Genomic DNA, 21,454 nt, shown 5'->3' on the forward strand with positions numbered 1-21,454 from the left:
TGCTAAATCATTTCGCCTTGGTATACAGTCGTTTGTGCACCCGATAATCTTTTGACCTAGACCGAAAAGCTGAATAATCATGGCGCATATTGATTTACCCGATAATATTCTCACCTCGCTTGCAACCATTTTACAGCAGCTCCAGCAACATTTGCCTGAACTCAAGCAAGCCACCGATTTTTCTGCATCGGCCTTTAAATGGCAGGATCAACAGTTAAAAGCCATTTACCAGCCACGAAAAATCTATCTGGAAGATTTAAAAGGCATTGAAAAACAAAAAGAAAAAGTAATTCAAAATACCTTGCAGTTTTTAAAAGGCTTACCGGCCAATGATGTACTGCTTACCGGTTCACGTGGTACCGGAAAATCTTCCATTGTGCGTGCCCTGCTAACCGAGTATGAAGCACAAGGGTTACGGTTAATTGAAATTGAACGTGATGATTTATCGGATTTGCCTGAAATTCAGAAGCTGATTGCAGATCGGCCGGAAAAATTTATTGTCTATTGTGATGATCTGGCCTTTAACGCCGAAGATGAAAATTATCGTTCTTTAAAAAGCGTGCTAGATGGTTCATTACAGTCCGGTTCAAGTAATTTTGTGATTTATGCCACCAGTAACCGCCGGCATTTATTACCTGAGTTTATGCATGAAAATACACCGGTAACACGGGTAGATGTGCCGCAATATACCGAGCTGCATCCACAGGAAGCGATTGAAGAAAAAATTTCGCTGTCCGATCGTTTCGGGATGTGGCTGTCGTTTTATCCAATGGATCAGAATCTGTATTTAGAAATTGTCGAGCATTATCTGCAAAAGGCGGAGATGGAGCTCACCGCTGAAGCGCGTGCCGAAGCTTTACGCTGGTGTCAGGCGCGTGGGCAGCGTTCTGGTCGTGCCGCTTATCAGTTCTCGAAGCACTGGATTGGGTCTGCGCAGTTAAAGCAACTTTAAGTTGCCTATATTGCTCTGCCAGACAGAAATAGCGATTATGGATTGAAAATCCTCATCTACAATCTGTTCGCTCATGTTGAAAAGCCCAACCTTGTGAGATTGGGCTTTCTATCTTAAGGATTAATCGCTTTTTCTTTTTTAAATTGTGAAATGATCGTATTCATTTCAGGTTCAAATAATTCAATATACCGATCAGATAACCCGCGGCTTGAAGATGGATGTGGTAAACCTATAATCTGACAGTTTTCAAACTCACAAAAATATATTTTAAATTTTCTTCCTGAAAACTCTTTCTTTTGCTTCACTACAAAACTATCTGGAATTTCTGTACCCACAATTTCTTCAAAACGGGCTTTAACTATAGGATTTCTTAAAAGATGTATCAGCTGACTTCCCATAAACAGGATAATCTTAGGTTTTAAGGTACTGATATGATTTATAAAATTATTGACCTGTTCTTCGCTCAACAGATGCGAGTAATTCGCTAATTGATGATTGCAGGTATTGGCCCAATTGGTCTGTATAATGGACTTATCAAAATCCTGACCATATTCATTACTATCTAGCGGATGCCCCCATAAAACAAACCACCGTTTAATTCTATTATCATAGGGCCATGATAAAGCACCCTGCCCATATCTCGGAACTTTGTTACTAAAGGTACAAGCGATATTAAAATCAACTGGCTTTGCGTCCTGTGACTGCTCCTGATCTTTCTTAGAGTTACCCCATTCATAACCGCATATCATCTAACCCTGCTGATCATTCCAACCTTCAAATATCCCATTACCCAAATTTAAATCTTTATATCTGACTGATTTCATTTTAACTCAATAAAAAATTATTAAATTCATTGCATTATAAGCATTAAAAAAGAGGCTTTCGCCTCTTTTACATGCTCTTTTATACTTGCTCTGGATTGGTCAATTCCGTCATCGGCCAGCGCGGAGTCGTGGTCACAGACAAACCATCCTGCTGCCCTGCTTTTAAACGCTGATAACCGGCAAAGGCAATCATGGCACCGTTATCGGTACACAGTGCTGGCTCAGCGTAGTAAACCGTTGCCTTGATTTTTGCCAAATCTGCTTCCAGACGTTCGCGTAAACGCTTGTTGGCACTGACACCACCGGCAATCACCAAACGTTTTAAGCCAGTCTGCTTCAATGCCTTCACTGATTTTTTCACTAAAGTATCGACAATAGCTTCCTGGAAGCTCGCAGCGATATCAGCATCACGTCTTTCTTCACCGAGTTTCTTCATTTGAACAGAAACTGCAGTTTTTAAACCACTAAAGGAAAAGGTTAAATCCTGATGCAGCATCGGACGCGGGAAAGCAAAAGCATTCGGATCACCCTGCTCGGCCAGTTTGGCAATATTCGGTCCACCCGGATACGGCAAGCCCATCATCTTGGCCACTTTATCAAAAGCTTCACCGGCGGCATCGTCAATTGACTCACCCAGCAGTTCATACTGACCAATGCCATACGCGGCCATCAGCTGTGAATGCCCCCCTGAAACCAGAAGTGCAACAAATGGAAATTCAGGCGGCGTTGCAGACAATAACGGTGCCAGCATATGCCCTTCCATATGATGCACGCCAATCGCAGGTTTATTTAAGGCAAATGCTAAGGTACGGCCAAATAGAGCCCCGGTCATCAAGGCGCCCATCAGGCCCGGACCGCGGGTATAGGCGACTGCATCAATATCCGATTTTTTTACACCGCTTTGCTCAAGCAGTTCGTTCATTAATGGAATCAGTTTACGCACATGGTCCCGTGAGGCCAGTTCTGGCACCACGCCGCCATATTCGGCATGCAGTTTGATCTGGCTATACAGCACCTGTCCGCGTAAACCCAACTCACTGTCGTACAGCGCGAGTCCTGTTTCATCACACGATGTTTCTAAGCCTAAAACGATCATTAAACTGCCTATAACCTGTATCAAATTTATTGCGGGAACTATTATAGACTTGTGATATGAGATGTAAATGAGTAAAATACTGACCTTCACTTGTGATCGAGGGCAATTCGGCCCCAGATCTTATCCATAACTTAATGAGGATTCTTCATGCCACAAGTTAAATTGAAAGAAGGCGAACCAGTAGACGTAGCTATCCGTCGTTTCAAACGTTCTTGCGAAAAAGCAGGTGTTTTAGCTGACGTACGTAAGCGTGAATTCTACGAAAAACCAACTCAAGAACGTAAGCGCAAAAAAGCTGCTGCTGTTAAACGCTACCAAAAGAAATTGGCGCGTGAATCAGTACGTACTACTCGCCTTTACTAAGATTAATTTGTGATTGACTGCCTGGATTAAAACATGACTACTTTAAAAAGCCAGATTACTGACGTTTTGAAAGCGACAATGCGCGCTAAAGAAATGGACAAGTTAACGGTCATTCGTAGTCTACAGGCGGCAATTAAGCAAATCGAAGTCGATGAGCGCAAAGAGCTTGACGATGCTCAGGTTCTTGCGGTCATTGAAAAGCAAATTAAACAACGTAAAGAATCGGTTAAAGCCTTTGAAGGTGCTGGCCGAGAAGATTTAGCTAGTAAGGAACAAGCCGAAATTGAGGTGTTATCTCAGTTTCTACCAGAAGCTATGACTGAGGAAGAACTTGATTCCATCATTGCGCAAACGATTGCAGCGCAAGAAGCTACTAGCATGAAAGATATGGGTAAGGTGATGAATTCTCTGCGTCCGCTCATAGCCGGGCGCGCCGATCCTGCACAAGTATCTGCCAAAATTAAAGCCAAATTAAGCTAATTCAAGTCAGGCATACGCCTCACTTCCTCCCCGAACAGCATCAACAGCTGTATCAGTTTATTTTCCCGAAAATAAAAAAACTGCCTAAAGTTTTAAGCAGTTCTTGAGTCACTTCTATCAGTGTGCACAATTGACCTGATATTTTTCAGCATCTGCATTTCTTTAGATGAATACACCTGCTGGGCCACATCCTGCTTGGTCATGTTGCGATATTGCGGATCCAGATAGGCACGGTTTTCATCTGCAGCGCTATACAGCTGATCAATATAATTCTGCACAATGCCACAAAACTGCTGTTGCTGCGCCGGACTAAAACCCGATTGCTGCGGATTCAAGCCCTTTAAAAACTGCCGGGTCTGCTGCTTATAACTCTGGTTAATCTGCTCAACCGCCAGTACATACTGCTCCACACTCGCTGCCTGGACCACAGACAGACTCCCCCAGAGCAATATGCCCATCCATAATTTTTTCATCGCGTTATTTAAAATCATTATTTAGCCAAGAGCCAGAATTCTAGCATTTTAAACCCCATGCCTTACAGAGGTTTCCAGCAGACTGACTTGCAAAAACTGCGGTTTTCGATGCGCAAAAGCCTGTTCGGTCGGCGCCGGCACATAGCCTTCAGTCACCGTTCCCAAACGCAAACGCAGAATCCCTGGTAAATCTAAACGATAAGAATAAATCGGGCTACCACATTCCTGACAAAACACCCGCGCCTTATTCGGACTGTGAAAATATTCTTTTAAATATTGCTGTCCGCGTACAATTTGAAATTTGGATTGATCAATCGGGCTATTCCAGCCCAGCATGGCCCCCTGCGCACGCTGGCAATGCTGGCAAAAACATAAAATGGTCTTTTCCAGCTCGGCCTGATAATGGTAATACACCAGCCCGCATAAACATTGTCCCTGTAACATCATTGTTCTCCTTATTGTTATTATGATTTTTCATGCTGTTAAATTTTGAGCTGTCGTTCCCGCTGCATTTCTGTGGTACGTGTTTTCAGTTTGGCAGTCATGGCCTGATTGTCTTTGGCCAGACGCTGGGCATGCAGCAAGGATTTAATTGCCTCTTCCTCCCATCCGGACCAGTATTGCAGTTCTGCACGATAACGCAATACATTCACCGTGCGTAATGGCGAACTACGATCAATATTGGCGGCCTGCTGCATCAAACGCCAGGCACTTAAATCACGCTCGTTCCTGTTCAGGAACTTTTGCACCAGTGCCTGTGCTTCAGCCGGCTGATTCTGCCGGATCAGCACTTCAGCCAGCTTGTAATTCAAGGCCCGGTTCTCCGGCATAATCCGCGCAGGCGAACTGATCACTTTATAAGCCTCACTCAGCTTATTCTGCCCTAAATAGATGTCAGTTTGAATTAAGCTAATAAGATGATGTAAACGGCGATGATTTTTGGCCTGGTCCAGCGTTTGCTGTGCCAAGGCATAATCTCCCTGCCGGGTATAAAAGGCCGCTAAAGCCAGTTGTGCAGCAAAGTTGTTACGGCTGGCCAGCACCTGCAATTGCTGCTCTGTCGCCTGATTGGATACCACCAAGGTGTACTGTTTTAAAATATCAAATTCTTCATCACGTAATGATGATTTCACCCGTGGCAACTGGTTGGCACGTAAACGCGCTTCACTCATCCGTTCTGTGGTTAGTGGATGGGTAAACCAGAAATCTGGCAGGAAACTGACCCGGCTGGTGGCACGATGCATTACCTCAAAAAAATCGGCCATGCTTTGCGGGTTATAACCGGCGGTATACATATATTGCATGCCAATCCGGTCGGCTTCACGTTCCTGATTACGGCTATAGGTCAGCTGCTTATCCATTAATGCAGCCTGTGAACCCATCATTACGGCAGCACCGGCATCACCATCGGCCTGGGATGCTACCAATGCACCCACCAGCACACCTGCTAGTGCCAGCAGACCCTGTCCCTTAAAAGCTTCCTGTGAACGGCTATAATGACGCTGGGTCACGTGGGCAATTTCATGCGCCATCACCCCGGCCACTTCATCCATATTACGCGCAGAAGTCACCAGACCGGTATTTAAGGCAAATAGACCGCCTGGCACGGCAAAGGCATTAATTTGCGGATCATTAATAATGAGCAGACCAATGGGCTGGCCCATTTGGGTCTGGCTGAGCAGATGCGAGAAGACCGAGAACAGCTGGTCTTCCAGCCACGGATTTTGCGCCACCGGCATTTGACGCTGCACTTCACGATAGACTTTTTCACCAATCATGCGTTCTTTTTGCTGATCGATCAGTCCCACCCCTGCGCCAATTTCTGGCACATTAAATTGTGGTGAAGTGGTGAAGTTTGCCCCATGTGTCGAAGTGAATGCTGTAAGCAGGCCTAAACTACCTGCTAAAAACAACCGTTTCAAATTGCCGTTCTCAAATTATCTGCTCGTGTCTTGAATATAGCATTCAATATCGAAGAAATATGCAACGAAGTGTTAGGAAGTTTTACGCAAATCCGCCATTGACCGCGTAGCCCGGCTGCCGGCCTTCCAGCACATCCACCAGATTTTTATAGGCCAGCCAGGCCATTTTTTTACGGGTTTCTGCGGTCGCTGAGCCAATATGCGGCAAGGTCAGCACATTGTCCAGACCAAAGAGCTCCGAACTTTGCAGCGGTTCTTTTTCATAGACATCCAGACCGGCCGCAAAAATTTTCTGTTGTTTCAGCGCGTCAATTAAAGCCTGTTCATTGACCACGGAACCACGGGCAATATTCACAAATACCGCATGTTTTTGCATCAGCTCAAATTCACGCGCACCAATTAAAGCGGTCGAGTCGGCGTTTAAATCCACCGCGACCACCACAAAGTCCGACTGTTGTAGCAGCTCATCCAGACTGTGATATTGCGCATTTAAGGGCTGCGCCTGCGCCAGATTTTCACGGCGGTTATGGTACAGAATATTCATGTTAAAGCCATAACGCCCACGACGGGCAATGGCGGCACCAATATTACCCAGACCAATAATCCCTAAAGTTTTACCATGAATATCCTGACCGAACTGGGCCGGGCCAACGGTACGTTTCCATTCGCCCTGTTTGGTCCAGCGATCCAGATAGGCCAGCTGACGCGCGGCTCCCATTAACAGACTAAAAGCTAAATCAGCAGTGGTTTCGGTTAACACATGCGGTGTATGGCACAGATAAATCTTTTGCTCAGTCAGATAGTCCACATCATAATTGTCATAACCGACACTGATACTGGAAACCACTTTAAGACGGCTTGCACCCGTCAGGTTAGAGGCATTGAGCAAACGCCCCGCACCAATCATGCCATCAGCATCTTGGACATGAGTACGAATCTGCTCATTAACATCACCCAGTTTCGGGCTAATTTCTACCACGTCATACTGCTGTTTCAGCTGGCTTAAAACGTCCTGATCAACCTGACTAAATGCGATAACTTTTTGTTTCATTCCTGATCCGTCATGTGTTTTTTATCTTGCATAGCCTGCCATAGCTGTTTTTTCAATAATGGCTGTTCCAGCATTTCGGCCAAAGCGGGCAACGCTGTAGCTTGCGCTAACTGTACATGAGGCAATTGCCCCAGCACAATGATCTTTTTCTCCAGTGCAATCGCATCCAGAAAACCTTGCACATACACCGAGACCGCCCGGCCATCTTGCAGCTCAGGCAAAGCAAAGGGCCAATTCAGCTCAAAAAATTCTGCCTGTGCCGCACGCTGGATATTGCGCCATAACTGTTGCTGCGACTCATTGATGTGGGTGGCATCCAGCACAATCGTATATTGTTTTGTAGCAATGGCTTGTAAATGGAATGCATCAATCTGTAAGGCAGGCTGCACTTCCACCAGAGCCGCAGGCGTGACAGGTTCTGCCGGGCTTTCGACTGGATTCTCTTGCGGAGAGACTTGTGGTTCCGCAACAGGCTGTCTGAATTGTAAGGCAATATCTTGAGGTACTGTCGCCGCGACAGCTGCCGGCATGACAATTTCAGTCAGCAGTTCTGCCGGGGCCTGATCTCGCCATAAGGAAGATGTGGGCAAATTTTGAGATGCAGCGTCCCGGGGAATCCATATATCAATTCCCAAACTTGCCAAAATCTCACGTTGATGCCCAATCATCTGCTATCGTCACTTATGTCCATAGGGCTATTCTAGCCGGATTAGTCCGGTTTTGCTGTGCTTTCTGCATCCAGTCATATTAAAGCTGCTCAATGATGATGACACAATCCACCTACCGCACTCAGAAATAGAGTGCTTAGATAATCATTAAACTGTTTTTCTTCTGCATACGCTCGACCATTTCTTCGGTGGCAAAGCCTAAACGCCAGTACAGCAGCTCCAGTACATCCAGCTCATCCTGAGTGATAATCCGGTCATTCCACAAACAGGCTTCAGCAATACCCAGAATACTTAAACGGTCACGCAACAACAGCCCGGCCATATCATTCAGAATTTCTGCCAGATCAATTGGCTCATCAGAAATTTCTTCATACAGCGACATCTCATACGGTGTCAGCACGCGCTGTAAAATTTTTTCCCGTACTTCCAGCTGGTTGCCGCTATTGATCTGCTGGACATGCAATAAGGCATCAATTAAACGCACAATTTGCGGTTTAACTTCATCCAACGCCGTCGGGGTATGCAGCGGCAGCAGGTTCAACTCAGATTTGACCCGCTCCAGCAGCAAGGCATCTAACAGGCCAATTTCCCCATCTTCCTGAATAATTTTGGCCAGCTTGGTCAAGAACTGCCGCCCGATACTGGCCGGCATGCCGCCAATATTCTGGCAGGCTTCCAGAAAAATGGAGATATGCACCCGACCATCCAGATTTAACAAGGCATCGACAATGGCACGGCTGACTTCTACTTCAGGCGGAATAAATTCGCGGTATTGGCGAATCATTAAAATCGCCATCATCACTTCCCGCGAACCAGTGGCCGTCTGCAAGGCACGCTGGATCAGTTCCGGACGCGGCATATTACGGCGGATTTCCGGTTTCAGCGGCTTGATTGCATCTTTAATGGCAAAGCTAATCGGGGATAATCGCAATAAAGGCAAAGGTTGCGGCGAACTCCACGGCGCATAATATTCACCGTTGACCTCTTCCAGTGAACGAAACAGACCAAACCAGGGCTGGCTGCGCAGCTTTTTCAGGTTTTCCAGTTGCAGGTCCTGTACCAGTGCCGGATTTAACTCATAAATCCGCGCATCAATACTCGGATGAATATTCAACCAGCTTTGCGGACTCAGCGAGTTGGCAAAACACATATGCGCAATTGATTCCGAATATTCACTGTGAATTTGCGAACCGGCATGGTGCACATAAATCCTGAGCAGGGTTTGAATATTGGCATTGTTCTGGATTAAACGTTTGGTTTTCAGGTCGTTTTTAAAGGTACGCCCGCTCAGGTTTAAATATTTAATAAAACGGGTAATCAGCATGCCTAAGCTGCCAATCAGCCAGATCATGCCGCCCAGTGCAACAAAAGGCGTGGCAGGTGCATAAGCGGTGTTGTAATACTGCTTGCCAAAGCCGAGTTTGGCCACTTTACTGCCCCACTGGCTAAACGTGGTCAGGCTGCTGTAGAGAATTTTCAGCTTGGTATTTTCCGCAGTTTCACCACTTAAAATTTGATGAAACTCATGACTGAGCAAGCCATACAGTTCCTGCTCATCCAGGTTTTGCAAGGCGCCCCAGGTCAGAATAATCGCAATATCGCGTGGATAAAAACCGGCGGTCAGTGCATTTACCCCGACTTCATCCGGCAGGACATACAGCGCCGGCGTATCAATCGCGAAGGTATCGGCCAGCTGTTCGGTAATTTTTAAGGCAACACTTTCTTCCGGCGTGCTTTCAATCAGGCTTAAACGACGTGCACACAGCTGCTTGGCCAGTGAGTGGCCGCCAGAACGGAAAATATATAATTCAATAGCAATGGAAATGCCCATTAAAGACAGCAGTACCGCGACCAGATAAGGACTTAAGCTATGCCAGTAAATGGACTGCGAAGCATCAATATAATGCACCAGCAAACCCAGTACAGTATTTAAAATAAAAATGGTCAGGATGACCGCAAGCAGACACAGGCTTGCAGACCACATCATATTCTTGTTTTTAATAAAGTAGTAACCTACATCTTTCAATGTAAATTTCCTTAAATTACATTGTCTTTAGGCGACATCATAAATGAAAAAAGCGGGAATTTCCCGCTTTTCCTGCCAGTTTTACAAGAATTATTCTTCTTTCAAACCGGTCAAATCTACCGATGCAGCATCAATATTCACATCGATATAATTGTCTTTTTTCTTTTTAGCTGTATCGCTGCGTTTTTGCTGAAGATTATCCAGATAGGCTTCATCAATACCGCCTGCGACATAAACCCCATCAAACACCGAGCAATCGAAATCATTCACTTCTGGCACTTTATGGGTACGTACTGCAGCTTTCAAATCTTCAATATCTTGGAAAATCAGACGGTCAGCACCAATAATTTCACGAATTTCTTCGACGCTACGGCTAGAGGCGATCAACTCAGATTTAGCCGGCATATCAATACCATACACGTTTGGATATTTCACCATCGGTGCCGCTGAAGCGAAGAATACGCGTTTGGCACCAGCGTCACGTGCCATCTGGATAATTTCGTTACAGGTGGTACCACGCACAATCGAGTCATCTACCAGTAACACATTCTTGCCTTTAAATTCCAGCTCAACCGGGTTCAGCTTTTGACGTACCGATTTTTTACGCTGCTGCTGACCTGGCATAATGAAGGTACGACCGATATAACGGTTTTTCATAAAGCCTTCACGGAATTTAACACCTAAGGTATTGGCCAGTTCCAAGGCCGAAGTACGCGAAGTATCTGGAATTGGAATTACGACATCAATATCGTGTTCCTCACCCCATTCACGCAGGATTTTTTGCGCCAGCTTCTCACCCATTTTTAAACGGGCTTTGTATACCGAAATACCATCAATGGTCGCATCTGGACGCGCGAAATACACATATTCAAAAATACATGGATGATATTCAGATTGCGCCGCACACTGCTGGGTAAACATCTGGCCGTTAGAGTCAATGAAGATGGCTTCACCCGGTGCCAGGTCACGCTCGACTTTAAAGCCCAGTGCCGTAATTGCCACCGATTCAGAGGCAATGATGTATTCCATGCCTTCATCGGTTTCACGCGAACCGTAAATTAACGGACGAATCCCATGCGGGTCACGGAAGCCCACAATCCCTTGACCGGTCACCATGGCCACTACGCCATAAGCCCCTTTACAACGCTCATGCACACGCGTTACCGCATGGAAGATATCTTCTGCTGCCGGCTCCAGCTTGCCGCGTTTTTGTAATTCATGGGCAAAAACGTTTAACAGTACTTCTGAATCTGAATCGGTATTCATGTGACGTAAATCAGTCTTGAATAGGTCTTCATGAATTTCTTCGGCATTGGTCAGATTACCGTTATGCGCCAGCGTAATACCGTACGGCGAGTTCACATAAAACGGCTGCGCTTCTGCACTGCTAGATGAACCAGCCGTCGGATAACGCACATGACCAATCCCGTAGTTGCCCAGCAAGGCACGCATGTGACGGGTATGGAATACATCACGCACCATGCCGTTGTCTTTACGCAAGAACAAGCGACCTTCATGGCAAGTGACAATCCCAGCTGCATCTTGTCCCCGATGTTGTAACATCGTTAATGCATCAAACAACATTTGGTTAACAGGTGATTTACCAGCTATACCAACTACTCCACACATAGCAACCTCGCAGACCAGCTAGGATTAATAAAAAGGATTATTCGTTGACTCATCTGCGCCCTTTCGTTCAGGTTCAGATGAAGAACCAGAAGATTTCGGAGCATCTTCTGATTTGATGTGCTGTAAAGCCTCATTGGCGGCATCTTTGGACATTTGTGTGGCCCAAGGCGCATAAGGTAAAAGGGTTTGAATAAATTTGGACTGTTTCCAGTGCGGCGAACTTTCGACCCACGGCCCAATGCCCTGAATGGCAATTAGCACAATCAGCAGACCTTTGAGGGTACCAAACGCACCACCGGCTAAACGATTTAATGGGCCCAGTTTCAGCGATTTCAAGATGCGGTTTAATAATGCGCTCACCATCCAGGTCAGCACCACAATCACCAACACAATAAAGGCAAAGGCCGCAATTTTCTGAACCACCGGATCAGCACTGAGAGCGGTCATGGAAGGCGCTAGAACGGAAGCATATTTTGCCGCCACAATCAGGGCAAAAATCCAACCGATCAAGTTCGCAAAGGCTTTAATAAATCCTTGACGCAAACCGTTAAGCCCTCCAATGAGCAGAATAATCAGTATAAAGATATCGATGGCGTTCATGACTTTAAAGTGCGTCTACACAATCTTTCACAAGTTCCGGGCCAGTATAGACCAAACCGCTATACACTTGTACCAAAGTTGCACCGGCATTGCGTTTCGCAACTGCCTGCTCACCTGAAAGAATACCACCAACACCAATTAAAGGAATTTTGCCCTCTAAGGTTTTGGCAAAGGCTGCCAGACACGCGGTACTCTTTTCAAATACTGGCGCACCCGATAAACCACCGGCTTCATCGCCATGTGGCAAATTCTCTACCCCTTCACGAGACAAGGTGGTATTGGTCACAATTAAACCATCAATTTTAAATTGCAGTAATTGCTGGGCAATAAATTCAATATCGGACGGTTCTAGATCTGGCGCGACTTTCAGCACCAACGGTACATAATGCTGATGCTCTTCGGCCAACGCCAACTGACGCTGTTTCAAGGTTTGCAACAGCTCGGTCAGGGCATCTCCGCTTTGCAGACTACGCAAATTCTTGGTGTTTGGTGATGAGATATTGACCGTAATATAAGAGGCGTAATTATAAACTTTTTCTAAACAGATCAGATAATCATCAACCGCTTTTTCTACCGGAGTATCGGCATTTTTACCAATATTAATCCCCAGTACGCCTTTAAATTTGGCGGCCTTGACGTTTTCAATCAGCTTATCGACGCCATCATTATTAAAACCCATGCGGTTAATAATGGCTTTGGCCTGCGGTAAACGGAACAGACGCGGATGTGGATTACCGGCTTGTGGACGCGGGGTGATGGTACCAATTTCAATAAAACCAAAACCTAGAGCGGCCAGTGCATCAATATAGGCACCATTTTTGTCCAGGCCTGCAGCCAGACCTACCGGATTCGGGAATTCAATACCCATACAGGTGACCGGTTTTGCTGCCACCTGCTGACGCATCAGGCCCATTTTATGACCTGATTTTAATAAAGATAATGTGAGCTCATGTGCACGCTCCGGTGCCAAAGAAAACAACAAAGGGCGGGCAAGAGAATACAACATATCGGCAAAAGTCTACGGCTTTTTAAGTCGGCCTATTATAGGCCCAGATTGTTGAAAACACCATGCTTGACCATTGTTTATTTTTACCGGTTATTGCACTGTCGCCGTTAATTTAATCTGCCCGGCATCAGAAATTAATTCCATTTTTTCAATGCTTAATCCCATTTGTGCCAGCTGGGTCAGGAAATTGGCCAGCACAGAATATTGTGCATGACTGCTTACAATTTGAATTTTTTCACCCGACTGCTGCGATGCCACCGACAAACCCTGCTGCTGTGCCACGCGCTGTACTTTTTCCAGACTGCTGAGCTGTACATCCCCGGCCGGCTTCATGGTCACGGCGTTGCTTTGCATCCACACCACCAGATCTTTTAAGGTATTGAGCCGTTTTTGCTGCTGATCTGCCGCGCCGTGCATATACCACAGCGCCGATCCGACGGCGGCTACCAGTACAAAAATACCGGTAAAAATCACCATGATCCGTTCACGCACACTGAGCGTATCTAGATAGTCATTTAATTTTTCCAGCGACTGATCCCAACGCTGCTGAATTTTTTCTACTGCTTTCATTATTGTATTTTCACCAGTCCGATTGCGCCGTTGGCGGCCGGTTGAATATTACCTAGCTCGACCTTAAAGCCTTGCTGGTTTAATTGCTGGGTCAATGCCTGCAAGCTGGCTGAGGAACTGGCCTGCAATTCCATATTCAGACTGGACAGATCATAATTGACCCGTCTGGCCACAATCTGATTCTGCATCAATACCGGCCCGATCCGACTGAGCAACTGTAAGGCTTGGGTATCGGCGGTCTGACTTTGTTTTAACTGATATTCAAACTGGCTTTTAATATTTTGCTCGGTGACCGGATAGTTTTGCCCAAACCAGTATTTAAACTGGTCAATCGCCTGCACCGCGGTCTGATTCGCGACTTTTTTATACTGATACCAGCGCGTGGCATCATAACTGAACTGCACCACCAGAATCCCCAAAAATACCGCAGCACAGGCTTTCCAGTAACCCGAAATGCCCGATTCACTTTTGGCTTTGGGTAAAATATTAAAAGGATGCTGTTTGACTTTTTTCAGCACCGGCACTTCATAATGGAAAGAGCTTAACTGCTCATGCGTGCTGATAGCCTCAATACTGTGCATCTGTTCGGCGGTAAAATTACTGATCTGATAACGCTGTTCAGGCGCCTGATAATCCAGAAATAAAGCCAGATCATCGACCGAGCTGCCCAGATATTCATTTTCACGTACCAGCAACCGGCCACAGACATTGGCCAGCACAATATGATCAGGCTCAGGCACTGGCAGCAATAAAAAGTCTGGCAATAAGGCCGTGACTTTGACCGGCAATAGCGCCAAAGCATGTTGCAAGGTTTCGACATGGCTTTGCGCCACACCAAGTAAAGTCAGGCGGTCCGGCTGCTGAAAATGATGCAGCACTTTCATGGCATCAATTGGCAATACCACAAATTCTTCTAGCAGGAATTTAATTCCGTCTGGCCCCAGCTGCTTGTATTGGGCCTTGCTCATCTGCTGTTGCAGCATCTGTATATCCCGGCTCGGAAAATACACCACTGCTTCTTCACCCTGATGAAGCTGTATCGCCTGAATCAGGTCTTCCAGGGTATTGGCCTGAACCCAGTACTCCCCGCTTGACCATTGCCAAACCCCATTGGCTTCCGGCATCCATATTTGCAACATTGTTATTGTACTGCCATGAAATAAAGTGTGTTGTTATGCGTCTGGAATAAAACTTTTTATTTGTGTCGATAAACCTGCAGCAATGACCGCCTGCTCATAAATACGCGCTTCTGCCAGCGCATAAGGATGGAAAGATTCCCCGGTTAACTGCTCTGCAATATGTGCCACCACATTCATATGACACACCACCGCAATTGATTCATAAGGCAAATGCGATAACCACTCAACAGCCTGAGTCGCATCATCATCCGGTTTAATGGTATTGCAAATCACCACAGGCACATCTTTAAAATAGGTCTGGATATGCGCCAGCGTTTCCTGGGCACGTAACAGCGGACTAACCACAAACACATCCGGACGGATCAGATCTTTTAAATACTCTGCCGTTTGCTGTGCCTGGGTATGCCCACGTTCGGTCAGGGGACGTTTAATATCATTACCATGCACGGGTGGTGAAGCTTCACCATGACGCACTAGGGTCAATTGCATATACATTTCCTTATTTCATTTTGTCCGCATTATAAGCAGTAAATATGACAGTTCGGTTCATCAAACTGTCATATTTTAACCAATTTATACTTCATGATGCGGCAATACAAACTCTACATCACTACGATGGCCATTTTTCATGAGTGCCAGTGCAATCGTCAGCGGCGGCTGTCTTTCATAAATCACATCATACAAGGCGCTGGTAATTGGCATATACACATCCAGCTCTTCAGAACGTGCTTTGACCTGCACAATGGTATTAATCCCTTCTGCAGTCTGGCCCAGTTCCTGTGTGGCCTGTTCCAGGGTTTTACCTTTGCCCAGTGCATACCCCACCTGATAATTACGACTCAATGGACTGCTACAGGTGGCAAATAAATCACCGACACCTGACAAACCAAGGAACGTCAGCGGGTTGGCGCCCAGCTTGACCGCAAAACGGCTCATTTCAGCTAAGGCTCGGGTTAGAATCATACTTTTGGTATTTTCACCGACGTTATACGCGGCAGCCATGCCCATCGCCACGGCATAAATATTTTTTAACGCCCCACCAAGTTCCACCCCGTGTACATCATCACTACCGAATACACGGAATAAAGCACTATGGAGTGCCTGCTGCACCGCATAACGTACCAGTTCTGACTGGCTGGCAATCACGGTTCCGGCAGGCTGCCCGGCTACAATTTCTTTGGCCAGGTTCGGGCCAGACAGCACCCCATACGGCACTTCCGGCAATTCGGCGCGAATAATATCGCTCATAAAGCAGAAGGTTTTGGCCTCAATACCCTTGGTCAGGGACACCACCGCTTGCGAGGTGATAAACGGCTTAATCTGCTTCAGCACATCACGAAAAGAATGACTTGGAATGGCGACCAAAATAATATCGCGGTCGCGTACCGCCAGTTCCAGATCCGACACTGCTTTTAAGCCCGGCTCTAAAGGAAAATCTGGCAAATAGCGTTTATTGATATGAGTGCGGTTAATTTCTTCAGCGGTGGCTTCATCCCGAATCCAGATCATGGTGTCACAGCCGTTACGCACCGCGGTATTGGCCATGGCGGTACCAAAACTGCCCCCACCCAAGACGGTAATTCTTAATGCGGTTTTCTGATCAATATGGACCGGTTCTACCAGACTGGCAAAATTCAATTCTGACATTATTTTTATATCCTCAGCCGTATGCGATGCTTATTCCGTCCAGTAACTGACATAGGCGTCAGTCTGAATGTCCGCACGCGGCGCAATCGCTTTTGCGGCAGTTCCAATATAGATGATGCCTGAAATTAAATCATCTTCATTTAATTTCAAAGCTTTTTTCAATAATTTTGATTCAACCACGGCACCACTGCGCCACATGCTGGCAAAGCCTTGTGCCTGTAAAGACAGCAGGAAATTCTGTACCGCCGCCCCGGTACTTAAGGTCTGCTCAAAATCCGGAACTTTAGGATGCGGCTGGAATTTGGTCAGTGCCAGCACCAGTAATGGCGCCCGGAAAGGATGATGTTTCACACGTTCCAGCTGCACCGCATCGGTCTGGCCTAAATCGGCCAGAGCCTGTACCAGCAACTCGCCAAAAGCTTCGCGGCGCTCTGCCGGAATCACCACAAAACGGGTCGGTTTTAAACGATGATGATCAGGCGCGGTCAAGGCGGCCTGAAAGGCACGCTCCAGCTGCGCTGCATTCGGTGCCGGCTCGACCAGATGCCCAATCGACTGACGTTGATGAATATTCTGATGAACCGTAGCTTCCATTGTATCCGTCATTGGCTTATATCTATCTATAAAATCTGCCTCAAGATTAGCATAAACCACAGAATTTACTCTATTTGCGTTGGGTTATTTGTATAAATCCTGAGTTTTAATGGCCGGCTTGTCTGTCACAGAGCCACTATATAAAACTGCATTTCTTTACAGCTTCTACAAACTCTAAAAGTGCAGATATGTTTAGATAGATGACTGATTCAACAAATAAAATATGGGGACCACACATGAACAAGCTGATTGGTTTAAGTGCTGCAGCCACCGCTGCGCTATTTTTGACCGCCTGTGCTTCAAACCCGACCTCTTCGCTGGCAATTCAGAAAGAAAATAATCAGTACGAAGTCACCGGTTTAGGTAAAAGCAATATCATCTCCAAAAACAACGCAATTAGTGCGGCCAACAAAACCTGTGGTAGCCGCGCTACACCGGTGGTGGTCGATGAACAGACCACTTATAACGGCGCTTTAAAAGGCGTGGTCGATGAACAGACCGGACAGATGATTCAGGCTGCCGCGACTGTGCTCGGCACCATCTCGGGTCGTAATGCCCAGCTGGCACAGGATGATGATTATCAGACCGTACTCACCTTCCGCTGTCAGGCCAACTAATCTGAACGTAATCAAAAGATGCAATAAAAAATGGATCAGGTCCTTTGGAGCTGATCCATTTTTTCATTTTGATGCGGGTAGCTGCCTCAGCAACAACACGACATAGTAAAGTCTAGCAATAACCATCTAAACGGGTTAATGGCAGTTTTTGTCCGATGGCTTTTTCAATTTCTGGCAAATAGAAAGCATCATCTTCGGCCAGGAAACTAATACTGACCCCACGCGTACCAGCACGACCAGTACGGCCAATACGGTGCACGTAGTCATCTGATTGTTCTGGCAAGGTAAAGTTCACCACATGCGACACGCCATCGACGTGAATGCCGCGTCCGGCGACATCGGTGGCAATCATGATGTTGTGTTTGCCATTTTTAAACTGGTCCAGCATTTTCAGGCGTTTATCCTGGGCAATTTCACCAGATAGCATCACCACTTTATAGCCATCACGTTTCAGATGGTCATACAGACGGCGCACCTGATCGCGGCGGTTGGCAAAGATCATGACTTTTTCAATCGGCTCGTCGCGCAAAATATCTTGCAGCAGTTTATATTTGTCTGAATTCGACACCATATATACGCGCTGCTCGACATCGGCATTGGTTTTCTTTTCCGGTTCAATTTCGACAGTCACCGGTTCAAATAACCATTGCTGGGCCAGATTCAGCACATCATAGCTAAAAGTGGCTGAGAACATTAAAGTCTGGCGCTGCTCTTTACGCGGTGAAAAACGCACAATCCGTTTTACCGATGGAATAAAGCCCATATCCAGTAAACGGTCGGCTTCATCAATCACCAGAAATTCCAGCTGATCCAGCCAGACTTCTTTTTGCTCGACAAAGTCAATCAGACGACCCGGGGTCGCGACCATAATGTCGACAAAGTTTTTATCCAGCTGCGCTTTTTGCTTGTCAAAATCGACACCGCCCAACAAGGTCACTACATGTAGGTCGGTAAACTTCACCAGCTCTTTGGCATCGCTTTCAATCTGTAAGGCCAGTTCACGCGTCGGTGCCAGAATCAGGGCACGCGGCTCACCACGGAAACGCTGCTCTTTCACCGGATTATTCAATAAGTCATTGATTACGCTAATGAGGAAGGCAGCGGTTTTGCCGGTACCGGTCTGGGCGCGACCAATGGCATCATGTCCAGCCAAAGTAAATTTTAAAACCTTTTGCTGAATGGGCGTCATTTCCTTAAAACCTAAGGCCGCAATAGCTTGTCTCAGTTTCGGATGTAAATTTAAGGTTTCAAAACCAGATGACATAAAAATGTGCTCTAACTTATTAATCACAAAAACGTATCATATTATAAACAAAAAACGCCCCAATAGATGGAGCGTTTTTCAGATTAATCCAACGATTAGTCTAAAGGTTGTACTTCTTCCGCTTGGAAGCCTTTTTGACCTTTAACTACGCTGAACTCAACACGTTGACCGTCACGAAGTGAACGGTGGCCTTCGCCTTGAATCGCACGGAAGTGAACGAATACATCGTCGCCGCCGTTACGTTGAATAAAGCCAAAACCTTTAGTGTCGTTGAACCATTTAACTACGCCTTGTTCACGAGCTGTCATAAGTTAATCCTCATTGATTAAAAAGAAGGACCACCCGGTGTTGCAAACAGCAGAGTAAACAAAGTTTAAAAATATTTTTATTTCTAAGCTTGTAATCATTCTGTATAACTATTAACAAAATCCCGGTTACATCCAATTTGTAATAGGGCGACAAACAACAACTGCCTATCTCAAATCCTAAATACGCATCGAGCTTAACACGGGTTTATGACAAATAATAGATTTTTTTTGATTTATCTTATTCAGAATTCATGCTTTTTTTGACAAAGTTAATTCAAGATTTTTCAATGTTATATTTTGATAAAAACCGCAAATAAACTTTAGATTTGGCACCAAATTTGCTAATATTTTGAGTCCTTTTTTAAAGACCCGATTGAAGCAGATTATGGACAACTCTGTCGATGAAATGATCATCATTGATGCGATGGGACAACCCTGCCCCATGCCCTTACTGATGCTAAAACGCGCTTTAAAAAAAACCGGCGCCGGACACTTTCTGCTCAAGTCCTCTGACCCGCATAGTCAGCAAGATGTCAGCCGCTATTGTCAGATTCACCAGTACGGCTGTGAATTGACACAAATTTCTGCCAACGAGTTTCATTACTTTATTGAAATTAAATAATTTTCAATTAAAGTAAACAGCATGCATTGGCATAAAACTTTACATTTCTCTACCTTTTTTCCTTAATTTGCAAGGATATTGGTATTAAGATGAAATTTACAGGTAATACGACCCACCGATCCTATAAGGAGAACTCATGAGTGACAGCCGCAATCAGTTGATGCCCCTGTCATTATCTGCGCCAGGCGTAAATCTCGGTGCTTATATTAGTACCGTCAATCAAATTCCTATTTTAACGGCTGAACAAGAAAAAGAGTTAGCTGAACGTTATTATTACGATCAAGATTTAGATGCAGCAAAAATGCTGGTCATGTCGCATTTGCGATTTGTAGTCCATATTGCGCGTAGTTATGCAGGTTATGGTTTGCCACAAGGCGACCTGATTCAGGAAGGCAACCTCGGTCTAATGAAGGCCGTGAAACGCTTCGACCCGAATATGGGCGTGCGTCTGGTGTCATTTGCCGTGCACTGGATTAAAGCCGAGATTCACGAATATGTGATCCGTAACTGGCGTATTGTTAAAATTGCCACCACCAAGGCACAGCGTAAACTGTTCTTTAATTTACGCAGCCTGAAAAAATCCAGCAAAAAACTGACGCTGGAAGAAGCCAAATCGATTGCCAACGACCTGAATGTCACTCCGGAACAGGTCCTGGAAATGGAAGGCCGTCTGACCGCTTATGACGCGGCTTTCGAAGCGCAAAATGATGATGAAAGTGAAAACACTACCCATGTTGCGCCGGCGCTTTATTTAGAAGATAACCGTTACGATCCGGCCCGTCTGGTCGAAGATGAAGATTATGAGGCACAAAGCACCTCTGCCCTGCATGAAGCCATGGAGCAGCTGGATGACCGTTCGCGTAATATCTTGCAGCGTCGCTGGTTAGATGATGATAAATCGACCCTGCATGAACTAGCAGCTGAATATAATGTTTCTGCGGAGCGTATTCGCCAGCTTGAAAAAAATGCCATGGAAAAAATTAAAGTGGCAATGTCATCTAACTAAGTGATGATTCCAGAGTGCTAAAGTTAAAAAAGGGCGATCTGCCCTTTTTTGCTGTCTGTGCTTGCTGAAACCGGGCGATGATCTTAAAGAAATCCATTTTCTTCCCCCCTAAAATCAAAAAGCTGGATTCAATACCACATTTCAGGGTGAAAGTTTTTCACTTTCTCGTTGCCCGGAAAAATGTTAAGGTTGAGCGCAAATTTACTCAGGTCATTCTTGCTATGTGGATTGCAATTTCTGCCCTTAATTTAGCACTTGCGGTGATGTTAGGTGCATTTGGGGCACATGGCTTAAAAGCACGCGCAACAGAAGCTCAACTGGCGTGGTGGCAAACAGCGACTGATTATTTTTTCTATCATGCCCTCGGATTATTGGCACTGGCGATTCTGGCCAAAGTCATGACTCAATTTCCCATTAAAGCCAGCTTCCTGCTGATTCAGGTCGGGATTGTGTTTTTCTGTGGCTCATTGTATGTGATGGCGCTAGGTTTGCCGCGCGGTCTGGGGGCCATTACCCCAATTGGCGGTGCGCTAATGATTGCCGGCTGGCTGGTACTGGCCTGGAATGCCATGAAATATGCCCGATAATTCGGGAACG

At 45.9% G+C, this 21,454-nt stretch carries 24 protein-coding genes and 1 pseudogene; 7 read left to right on the forward strand and 18 right to left on the reverse strand.

Going from position 1 to position 21,454, the window contains the following annotated elements; translation table 11 throughout:
• The first annotated feature begins 79 nt into the window (after window positions 1-79).
• On the forward strand, window positions 80-952 hold the full coding sequence (locus tag FTT63_RS03255; protein WP_005177155.1) for an ATP-binding protein: 873 nt from the start codon (window positions 80-82) through the stop codon (window positions 950-952).
• Between the two features lie 113 nt (window positions 953-1,065).
• On the opposite strand, the gene FTT63_RS03260 is transcribed toward FTT63_RS03255, so the two are convergent.
• Both FTT63_RS03260 and tsaD read right to left on the reverse strand, forming a co-directional pair.
• Window positions 1,066-1,701 (reverse strand): hypothetical protein, encoded by a 636-nt coding sequence (locus tag FTT63_RS03260; protein WP_225876415.1) that lies wholly within the window; start codon window positions 1,699-1,701, stop codon window positions 1,066-1,068.
• A 154-nt stretch (window positions 1,702-1,855) separates the two neighbouring features.
• The gene (gene tsaD / locus FTT63_RS03265; protein WP_127799189.1) at window positions 1,856-2,872 is read right to left on the reverse strand and encodes a tRNA (adenosine(37)-N6)-threonylcarbamoyltransferase complex transferase subunit TsaD; all 1,017 of its coding nucleotides are present in this window, start codon (window positions 2,870-2,872) and stop codon (window positions 1,856-1,858) included.
• A gap of 147 nt (window positions 2,873-3,019) precedes the next feature.
• Here tsaD and rpsU point away from each other — a divergent pair, with 147 nt between their 5' ends.
• On the forward strand, window positions 3,020-3,235 hold the full coding sequence (gene rpsU / locus FTT63_RS03270; protein WP_001136722.1) for a 30S ribosomal protein S21: 216 nt from the start codon (window positions 3,020-3,022) through the stop codon (window positions 3,233-3,235).
• Between the two features lie 33 nt (window positions 3,236-3,268).
• Complete coding sequence (locus FTT63_RS03275; protein ID WP_005177146.1) at window positions 3,269-3,715, forward strand: GatB/YqeY domain-containing protein; 447 nt, start codon at window positions 3,269-3,271, stop codon at window positions 3,713-3,715.
• A 117-nt stretch (window positions 3,716-3,832) separates the two neighbouring features.
• Here FTT63_RS03275 and FTT63_RS03280 read toward each other — a convergent pair.
• From FTT63_RS03280 to FTT63_RS03345, 14 genes and pseudogenes are all read right to left on the reverse strand, one after another.
• Window positions 3,833-4,188: pseudogene (locus tag FTT63_RS03280) on the reverse strand (hypothetical protein).
• 48 nt (window positions 4,189-4,236) lie between these two features.
• Complete coding sequence (locus FTT63_RS03285) at window positions 4,237-4,632, reverse strand: GFA family protein (RefSeq protein WP_005177142.1); 396 nt, start codon at window positions 4,630-4,632, stop codon at window positions 4,237-4,239.
• Window positions 4,633-4,670: 38 nt separating this feature from the next.
• Window positions 4,671-6,110 carry a M48 family metalloprotease gene (locus tag FTT63_RS03290; RefSeq protein WP_005177138.1) on the reverse strand — a complete coding sequence of 480 codons (1,440 nt, stop codon included), beginning with the start codon at window positions 6,108-6,110 and terminating at the stop codon, window positions 4,671-4,673.
• Window positions 6,111-6,192: 82 nt separating this feature from the next.
• A complete protein-coding gene (locus tag FTT63_RS03295) occupies window positions 6,193-7,161 on the reverse strand; it encodes a D-glycerate dehydrogenase (RefSeq protein WP_127799193.1) in 969 nt (322 codons plus the stop codon).
• Window positions 7,158-7,751 (reverse strand): hypothetical protein, encoded by a 594-nt coding sequence (locus tag FTT63_RS03300; RefSeq protein WP_257233274.1) that lies wholly within the window; start codon window positions 7,749-7,751, stop codon window positions 7,158-7,160. Before FTT63_RS03300 ends, FTT63_RS03295 begins: the two co-directional genes overlap by 4 nt.
• A gap of 214 nt (window positions 7,752-7,965) precedes the next feature.
• A complete protein-coding gene (locus FTT63_RS03305) occupies window positions 7,966-9,855 on the reverse strand; it encodes a M48 family metallopeptidase (protein ID WP_005177130.1) in 1,890 nt (629 codons plus the stop codon).
• Window positions 9,856-9,945: 90 nt separating this feature from the next.
• Complete coding sequence (gene purF, locus FTT63_RS03310; protein WP_127799197.1) at window positions 9,946-11,484, reverse strand: amidophosphoribosyltransferase; 1,539 nt, start codon at window positions 11,482-11,484, stop codon at window positions 9,946-9,948.
• Between the two features lie 24 nt (window positions 11,485-11,508).
• The gene (locus FTT63_RS03315) at window positions 11,509-12,084 is read right to left on the reverse strand and encodes a CvpA family protein (RefSeq protein ID WP_127799199.1); all 576 of its coding nucleotides are present in this window, start codon (window positions 12,082-12,084) and stop codon (window positions 11,509-11,511) included.
• A 4-nt stretch (window positions 12,085-12,088) separates the two neighbouring features.
• Window positions 12,089-13,090 carry a quinone-dependent dihydroorotate dehydrogenase gene (locus tag FTT63_RS03320; RefSeq protein WP_016658357.1) on the reverse strand — a complete coding sequence of 334 codons (1,002 nt, stop codon included), beginning with the start codon at window positions 13,088-13,090 and terminating at the stop codon, window positions 12,089-12,091.
• 90 nt (window positions 13,091-13,180) lie between these two features.
• On the reverse strand, window positions 13,181-13,660 hold the full coding sequence (gspM, locus tag FTT63_RS03325) for a type II secretion system protein GspM (RefSeq protein WP_045795041.1): 480 nt from the start codon (window positions 13,658-13,660) through the stop codon (window positions 13,181-13,183).
• Complete coding sequence (gene gspL, locus FTT63_RS03330; RefSeq protein ID WP_163145928.1) at window positions 13,660-14,799, reverse strand: type II secretion system protein GspL; 1,140 nt, start codon at window positions 14,797-14,799, stop codon at window positions 13,660-13,662. The genes gspM and gspL overlap by 1 nt, the downstream gene beginning before the upstream one ends.
• 33 nt (window positions 14,800-14,832) lie before the next feature.
• The gene (locus FTT63_RS03335; RefSeq protein WP_005177115.1) at window positions 14,833-15,288 is read right to left on the reverse strand and encodes a histidine phosphatase family protein; all 456 of its coding nucleotides are present in this window, start codon (window positions 15,286-15,288) and stop codon (window positions 14,833-14,835) included.
• Between the two features lie 84 nt (window positions 15,289-15,372).
• Window positions 15,373-16,446 (reverse strand): NAD(P)H-dependent glycerol-3-phosphate dehydrogenase, encoded by a 1,074-nt coding sequence (locus FTT63_RS03340; protein WP_180191989.1) that lies wholly within the window; start codon window positions 16,444-16,446, stop codon window positions 15,373-15,375.
• Window positions 16,447-16,476: 30 nt separating this feature from the next.
• A complete protein-coding gene (locus FTT63_RS03345) occupies window positions 16,477-17,052 on the reverse strand; it encodes a nitroreductase family protein (protein ID WP_034597478.1) in 576 nt (191 codons plus the stop codon).
• A 224-nt stretch (window positions 17,053-17,276) separates the two neighbouring features.
• Between FTT63_RS03345 and FTT63_RS03350 the strand changes: the two genes are divergently transcribed.
• A complete protein-coding gene (locus FTT63_RS03350; protein WP_005177108.1) occupies window positions 17,277-17,657 on the forward strand; it encodes a hypothetical protein in 381 nt (126 codons plus the stop codon).
• 112 nt (window positions 17,658-17,769) lie between these two features.
• On the opposite strand, the gene rhlB is transcribed toward FTT63_RS03350, so the two are convergent.
• Both rhlB and FTT63_RS03360 read right to left on the reverse strand, forming a co-directional pair.
• Window positions 17,770-18,921, reverse strand: coding sequence for an ATP-dependent RNA helicase RhlB (gene rhlB, locus FTT63_RS03355; protein WP_005177106.1), 1,152 nt, complete (start codon window positions 18,919-18,921; stop codon window positions 17,770-17,772).
• A gap of 95 nt (window positions 18,922-19,016) precedes the next feature.
• A complete protein-coding gene (locus tag FTT63_RS03360; protein WP_005177104.1) occupies window positions 19,017-19,229 on the reverse strand; it encodes a cold-shock protein in 213 nt (70 codons plus the stop codon).
• Window positions 19,230-19,614: 385 nt separating this feature from the next.
• Between FTT63_RS03360 and FTT63_RS03365 the strand changes: the two genes are divergently transcribed.
• From FTT63_RS03365 to FTT63_RS03375, 3 genes are all read left to right on the forward strand, one after another.
• Window positions 19,615-19,851 (forward strand): sulfurtransferase TusA family protein, encoded by a 237-nt coding sequence (locus FTT63_RS03365; RefSeq protein ID WP_016658363.1) that lies wholly within the window; start codon window positions 19,615-19,617, stop codon window positions 19,849-19,851.
• A gap of 136 nt (window positions 19,852-19,987) precedes the next feature.
• Window positions 19,988-20,857, forward strand: a complete 870-nt coding sequence (gene rpoH, locus FTT63_RS03370) for an RNA polymerase sigma factor RpoH (protein WP_005177101.1) — start codon at window positions 19,988-19,990, stop codon at window positions 20,855-20,857.
• Window positions 20,858-21,078: 221 nt separating this feature from the next.
• Window positions 21,079-21,444: a DUF423 domain-containing protein gene (locus FTT63_RS03375; RefSeq protein ID WP_005177099.1), complete on the forward strand. Its 366-nt coding sequence runs from the start codon at window positions 21,079-21,081 to the stop codon at window positions 21,442-21,444.
• The last annotated feature ends 10 nt before the right edge of the window (window positions 21,445-21,454 follow it).

The organism is Acinetobacter sp. C15, from assembly GCF_013420645.1.
In the GTDB taxonomy this organism is placed as follows: Bacteria; Pseudomonadota; Gammaproteobacteria; order Pseudomonadales; family Moraxellaceae; genus Acinetobacter; species Acinetobacter indicus.